This is a genomic window from Enterobacter cloacae complex sp. P18RS, from assembly GCF_014982105.1.
GTDB lineage: Bacteria > Pseudomonadota > Gammaproteobacteria > Enterobacterales > Enterobacteriaceae > Enterobacter > Enterobacter hormaechei_C.
Genome location: NZ_JADCKV010000075.1, coordinates 1 through 238 on the forward strand (window position 1 = coordinate 1; position 238 = coordinate 238).

Sequence of the window (238 nt, forward strand, 5' to 3'; positions counted from 1 at the left end):
GGCGGGAGAAGATGTCACGGGCGGGGATCTTGAGCCTGATGACTCAGATGCTATTTCAGGTGAGTTTATTACTTTGGAACCTGGTAGTTACGAAGTTAAATATAAAAAGCAAGGCTCAGATGTTCTAATTTCCTTTACAAAAACAACGATTACAGAAAACTCGTTAGAAGAGGGAGTTTATCTCTGAATGAAATGAAACTCACTGCATGGCGTGGATTTTTTCATCCCAAAAAATGTT

General features: G+C 39.5%; 1 protein-coding gene. It reads left to right on the forward strand.

Going from position 1 to position 238, the window contains the following annotated elements; translation table 11 throughout:
- On the forward strand, window positions 1–187 hold a 187-nt coding region (locus INF61_RS22780), incomplete at its 5' end, for a DUF6386 family protein (protein WP_227413542.1).
- Between the last annotated feature and the right edge of the window lie 51 nt (window positions 188–238).